This is a genomic window from Streptomyces sp. 2A115, assembly GCF_052245575.1.
Lineage (GTDB): Bacteria > Actinomycetota > Actinomycetes > Streptomycetales > Streptomycetaceae > Streptomyces.
This window is the reverse complement of the sequence record NZ_JBQQCG010000176.1, coordinates 1-6,090: the sequence shown is the minus strand read 5'-3', so window position 1 is coordinate 6,090 and position 6,090 is coordinate 1. Positions and strand designations below refer to the sequence as shown.

At 72.8% G+C, this 6,090-nt stretch carries 2 protein-coding genes and 2 pseudogenes; all 4 read left to right on the top strand.

The genetic code is table 11. From position 1 onward, the window contains the following. Nucleotides 1-488 precede the first annotated feature (488 nt). Nucleotides 489-1,280, top strand: a complete 792-nt coding sequence (locus tag ACTWQR_RS55090) for a type VII secretion system-associated protein (RefSeq protein ID WP_443234904.1) — start codon at nt 489-491, stop codon at nt 1,278-1,280. A 329-nt stretch (nt 1,281-1,609) separates the two neighbouring features. Continuing rightward, nucleotides 1,610-2,254, top strand: a pseudogene (locus ACTWQR_RS55085) (ricin-type beta-trefoil lectin domain protein); the annotation flags it as partial. A 318-nt stretch (nt 2,255-2,572) separates the two neighbouring features. Beyond that, entirely contained in the window at nt 2,573-5,890 is a 3,318-nt protein-coding gene (locus tag ACTWQR_RS55080) for a right-handed parallel beta-helix repeat-containing protein (protein ID WP_443234903.1), read from the top strand. After that, nucleotides 5,887-6,090: pseudogene (locus tag ACTWQR_RS55075) on the top strand (S8 family serine peptidase); the annotation flags it as partial. The gene ACTWQR_RS55080 and the pseudogene ACTWQR_RS55075, both read left to right, overlap by 4 nt.

The following is a 6,090-nucleotide window of genomic DNA, read 5'->3' as shown; positions in this document are numbered from 1 at the left end:
ACGCGGCACTTGCCCAACGCCCGCCGAGCTTGCCGGCGTTGGGCAAGTGCCGCGTCGTGAGCCAGTTCGGTTCGGTCTCCTGGCCGTCGAGTTCCGCGTTACCCGCCGCGGTGGCGGCCGCAGACCGATCCGATGCCTTTCCGAGCTGCGAGGTTTTTCCGTACGGCCCTGGTTTGGACGTCCGGGCGGAAGGCACCTGTACGTCGACGGGCCCGAGGGCGTACCCAACTTAGCCCGTCGTGGGGACGAGAGCAGAGCCACCCACCCCAACCGCCCCATCGCTTTGTCCACCCACGCCTCACTGCTCCCGGAAAGTTCTCCACTCGGGCAGCAAACGGGCACGCGGGCGCCCGATACGGATCTTCCCCAACCCCCCACGGACGGGGCTCGTGTGGCATCCTGTTGGCTCCCCGATCTGATCAATGTCGGCGTGCGCGCATGTCGTGCGGCACCCAAGAATTCGTACGGACCGAAGAGTTCAGGTGAAGATGCTGCCCGGAGAACGGCAAGAGGGCAGGCATGGTGCCTTATCCGTGGTGCCCGATGGCTCCGGCCCGACCGCCGTCCCCGAGCCACCTGTTGCCGACGCCACCGACTCGCCCGTGATACCCGAGGCCGTGCGGGCCGCTGCCCGCCGGGCGCCAGGGCACTGGATCGGGGTGGTCGACCCGGAGTGGACCGAGGAGCGGACGCCGCCGGAGTGGGCGGTGCTGGGGGAGTGGCAGTCGGACGAGAGCGGGGGTGTGGGGGACTACCGCGCCAACCCGGCGTACCGGCCCTCGGCTCGGGTGCTCGGCTGGCCGGAGCCCACCGACCCGGTGGACGCGGCGGCGCAGCGGGCCGCCACCGGCTACGGCTCGGTGGACGAAGCGCTCGCGGCGCTCGCGGAGGCGGAGATCACGGTGGTGCGCGGGCCGGACGGCGGGCCGCTCATGGCCGCCGGGCGGGACGGGGCGCCGGTCGTGCTGTTGTTCACCTCATCGGCACACGAGTTCATCTCCGCGGCACACCATGACACGCTTCCCGCACGGGAGTTGGCCCGTTCACTGAGCGGTTCCGGCACCCTGTTGATGGTCAACGCGGGCGCCGCGGCCCCCCTTCTCGTCCCGGCGGACGGTCTTCCCGGCCTCGTACGCGAGGCGGGCGTTGAGGGGGCGCCCCCAGCGGACGCCGCGACGGAGGAGAGCCCCGGCGCCCTCTCCGGCACAGCGGACCGTACTGGCCCCCGGACCGACAGCTCTCCTGAACCCTGGCCCCACATCACAGGGAGGACCCCGTGACACGTTCGGCCCAGCAGCCCCCCACCTCCCCGAGTGCCGAGTCCGGTTCCGACGGTGAGGAGACGACCGCGACCGCCGTGGCCGCCACCGTCGCCGAGCCCAAGCCCGAGCCCGCAGAGGCGAAGACCGGAGCCGAGGCCAGTACGGAGGCCGAGGAGACGGCGGAGGCCGCCGAGGCCAAGGAGACGGCCGCACAGGGCAAGACCGCAGAGCCCGACGCCGGAACCAGGCCCGAGAGCGGGGCAGCCTCCGGCAGTCAGTCCGAAGCCGAGGCCGACCCCGGTGCCGCCGCGGCGGCCAAGAGCCGGCTGCCGGCGCTCGTGCGGACCATGACCGTGACCGCGATCGACCGGCCGCAGCAGCGGACCGGGCCGGTGGGGCGGCCGGGCAAGGCGGTGCTGGCCGGGGCCGCGGTCGTGGGGGCGCTGCTCGTGTCGGTGCCGCTCCTGATGCTCGGCGGGAACGACGACAACGGCCGCAAGGGGTCGGCGGCGGCGGGAACCGTGCTAGGCGGGAACGCGGAGGAGTCACCGGGCGAGTTCGCGGAGACCTCGCCCGACACCGGTCCCTCGGGCGACGGCGAGAAGGACGCCGACAAGCAGGAGAAGCCGGTGCAGAGGGCTCCCGTGTCCGCCCCGGCGAAGGACGAGGGCGAGGGCGAGCCCACTGACGCCGGCCAGAAGGAGCAGCCGAAGAAGCAGGGCGGCGAGACGAAGTCCGACGGCCAGAAGGACCAGCCCCCGAAGGCCGGTTCGGGCGTGACTCTCAGTGCCCCCGTCTCCTTTCGCAGTCACCTCTCGGGGCGCTGCATCGACGTACCGGGCCATGACTTCAGCGACGGCAAGAAGCTGTTCATGTGGGACTGCAACAACGCCCCCGCGCAGAAGTGGCAGTTCGCCTCCGACGGCACCATCCGCATCCAGGGCCTGTGCCTGGACGTGGCCAACGCGAACTTCAACGACGGCTCCCCCATCCAGATCGCCCGGTGCAGCGGCAACGACGCCCAGAAGTTCGTCCTGAACGCCAGCCATGACCGGTCAACACCGTCGTCGGCAAGTGCGTCGACATCAAGGACAACAACCGGGACAACAGGGCCTGGCTGCAGCTGTGGAGCTGCGCGGGGACCGACAACCAGAAGTGGAGCGTCTGACAGGACGCCCAGAGACCGAGAGCACCCCTCTCGACACCGCCCGCCCCCAGGGCGAGGCATGATGACACCGTCGGCTCGCCGACACGCGCCCCCGGAGAGGGGGTGCCCGCTGAAGACGCCGCCGTGGCAAGGAGGTTGGTGCGTGTCGCGCCAGGTACTGACGGTCGGTCAGGGGGACCGGGACCGCTACCGGACGATCGGTGAGGCACTCGCGGTTGCCCGTACCGGAGCCCTCATCAGCGTCCAGCCCGGGACGTACGCGGAGAACCTGGTGATCAACACCAGGGTCACCCTCACCGCCGCCGAGGGGCGGGGCACCGTGGAGATCCGGCCGCGCTCGGGCAGCGTGCTCGCGCTGCGCGCCGACGCCGTGATGCTCTCCGAGGTGACCCTGCGCGGCGGCGACGCCGAGCTGCCGGCCGTGGACGTGCGGCGTGGGCAGGCCGCGCTCGACGGCTGCGAGGTCGTCGGCGCCGCCTGGACCGCGCTGCTGGCCGGGGGCACCGGTTCACTGGCGCTGCGGGACTGCCGGGTGAGCAACTCGCAGGGCGCGGGCATCGTGGTCACCTCGACCACGCCCACCACCGTGGAGTCCTGCACCCTCGAACACCTGGGCACCAGCGGCCTGGTCCTCGCGGAGCAGGGCGAGGCACGCATCCGCGGCTGCACGGTGCGCGACGCCCGCGGCAACGGCCTGCTCGCCAACGGCGAGGCCCGCGGCACCGTCGAGGACTGCGACATCTCCTCCACCGACAAACCCTCCATCGCCCTGGAGCAGAACTGCGCCCTCTCGGTGGTCCGCACCGTGGTGCACGACACCAGCACCGGAGTGCACCTGAGCAGCACGGGCCGTACGACGCTGGAGGACGTCCGCGTCACCGGAGCGTCCGGGAACGGGATCACGCTGGCCCAGGGCACCGACCCGGTGCTGCGCCGCTGCCGCGTCTCGCGCACTCGCGGGCACGGCGTGCTGGTCACCGACCGGGCGCGCGGCACCTTCGAGGACTGCTGGGTGGACGGCGCGCAGGGCGCGGCGCTGCGGGTCGCCGGGGCCGCCTCCCCGGCCCTGACCGGCCTGACGGTCCGCGACTGCGACCAGACCGGGCTGCTCCTGGAGGAGGACTCGGCGCCGGAGCTGGACCACCTGGAGGTGATCGGCGGCTCGCCCGCGATCGCGGTGCGCGGCGGCGCCAACCCGCTGCTGCGCCGGGCCCGGCTGGTGGAGCCCTCCGGCGACGGCATCGCGGCCGCCAAGGACGCCCGCGGCCGCGCCGAGGACTGCGAGATCGTCCGGCCGAAAGGCGCGGGTGTACGCGTGGCCTCCGGCAGCACTCTCTACCTGGCCGGCGGTGGGGTCTCCGATACGGCCACCAGCGGCCTGGTGGTGGAGGACGGCGGCAACGTCACCGTCCGCGACTTCCGCGTCGAGATATCCGGCGAGGAGGGTGTGGTCGTCGCCGCGGGCGGCGAGCTGACCGCCAATCGCACCGCGGTGCACGCACCCAGAGGCCACGGTTTCCTGCTCCGCGAGGGCGCGCTCGCCTCGCTCAGCGGCTGCGAGGTCTCCGGCGGCGCCCAGGACGGCTTCCGGGTGGAGTCCACCGCGCCGGTCTCCCTGGTGAACTGCCTCGCCCGGGAGAACGAGGGCGGCGGCCTGGTGCAGACCGCGCCCGGCGAACGGCTCGCCGTGGAGGGCCTCAACAGCACCGGCAACGGCAAGCGGGACGCCTGGGGCACCGGCAGCGCCGAGAACACCGACCCGGCCGGCTCCGGCGCCGCGGACGCGCCCCCGCCGGACCGTGCGGACGGCCCGCTCGGCGCCCTCAACGCGCTGATCGGCCTGGAGAACGTCAAGCAGCAGGTGGGCACCCTGGTCAACCTGACCCAGCTCGCCCAGCGCCGCGAACAGCTCGGCATGTCCGCCCCGCCGATGAGCCGGCACCTGATCTTCGCCGGTCCGCCCGGCACCGGCAAGACCACCGTCGCCCGCCTCTACGGGGCGATCCTGGCCGAACTGGGTTCGCTGCGCAGCGGGCACCTGGTGGAGGTCTCACGCGCCGACCTGGTCGCGCAGGTCGTCGGCGGCACCGCGATCAAGACCACCGAGACCTTCCAACGGGCGCTCGGCGGCGTGCTGTTCATCGACGAGGCGTACACGCTCACCGCGGACAGCGGCAACGGCGGCGCCGACTTCGGCCGTGAGGCGGTGGACACCCTGCTGAAGCTGATGGAGGACCACCGCGACGACGTGGTGGTGGTCGCAGCTGGCTACTCCCGCGAGATGGAGTCCTTCCTCGGCTCCAACCCGGGCCTGGCCTCCCGCTTCTCGCGGACCGTCGAGTTCGAGAACTACTCGGTGCCCGAACTGGTCGCGATCATGGAGAACATGTGCGCCCAGCACCAGTACGAGCTGGGCGAGGGCACCGCGGCCGCGCTGGCCGCGCACTTCGAGGCGATGCCGCGGGACGCCGGCTTCGGTAACGGCCGTGCCGCGCGCGGGGTGTTCGAGGAGATGGTGGACAGGCAGGCGGTCCGCCTCGCCAGCCAGCCGCAGGTCGGCGAGCACGACCTGCGGCTGCTGCTGCCGGAGGACGTCTCCGCCACGGCCGGCGCGACGGCCGCCGAGACCGCCACCCCTGCTGACGACCCGCTGACCCGCCTCGGCGACATGATCGGCCTGGCCGAGGTGAAGCGCGAGGTCGCGGACCTGGTCAACCTCATCACCACCGCCCGCCACCGTGCCGCCGCCGGGCTGCCGGTGCCCTCGCTCAGCAATCACCTGGTCTTCACCGGTCCACCCGGCACCGGCAAGACCACCGTCGCCCGCCTCTACGGGGAGATCCTGACCCAGCTCGGCATCCTCGACCGAGGCCAGCTCATCGAGGCGGCCCGGGCCGACCTGGTCGGCCGCTACATCGGCCACACCGCCCAGCTCACCCGCGAGGTCTTCGAACGGGCCCGCGGCGGCGTGCTGTTCATCGACGAGGCGTACACCCTCACCCCGCGCGGCGCCGGCGCCGACTTCGGCCAGGAGGCAGTGGACACCCTGCTCAAGCTGATGGAGGACCACCGCGACGAAGTGGTCGTCATCGTCGCCGGCTACACCGACGAGATGGAGCGCTTCCTCGCCTCCAACCCGGGCCTCTCCTCCCGCTTCCCGCGCCGGATCGCCTTCGCCGACTACTCCTCCGAGGAACTGGTCACCATCGTGCGCGCACAGGCCGCGAGCATGGGCTACGAGTGCGGACCCGGCACCGGCCCGCTGCTCAAGGAGTACTTCGAATCGCTGCCCCGGGACCGCTCCTTCGGCAACGCCCGCCTGGCCCGCCAAGTGGTCGAGTCGATGGTCACCCGCCAGGCAGGACGGCTCAGTTCGCTCGCCGCGCCCACCCTGGACGACCTGCGCATCCTCCTCCCCGCGGACGTCGCGGCCGCGGCACCGAAGGCGGCTCCCCGATGAGGGCGCCCGCCCGCGGGGTCGCCCGCCTCCTGTCCGGCGCCGGCCTCGCCGCCGCCCTGCTGCTGCCCGCGGCCGTTCCGGCCCACGCGGCACCCCTCTCGCGCACGCCGACGGCCGACGGGAAGAAGGGCCAGGAACTGCCCGGTATGCCCTCCGCGCTCGATCCGGACGCCGAGGAGGTGACCTGCACCCTCGCCTCC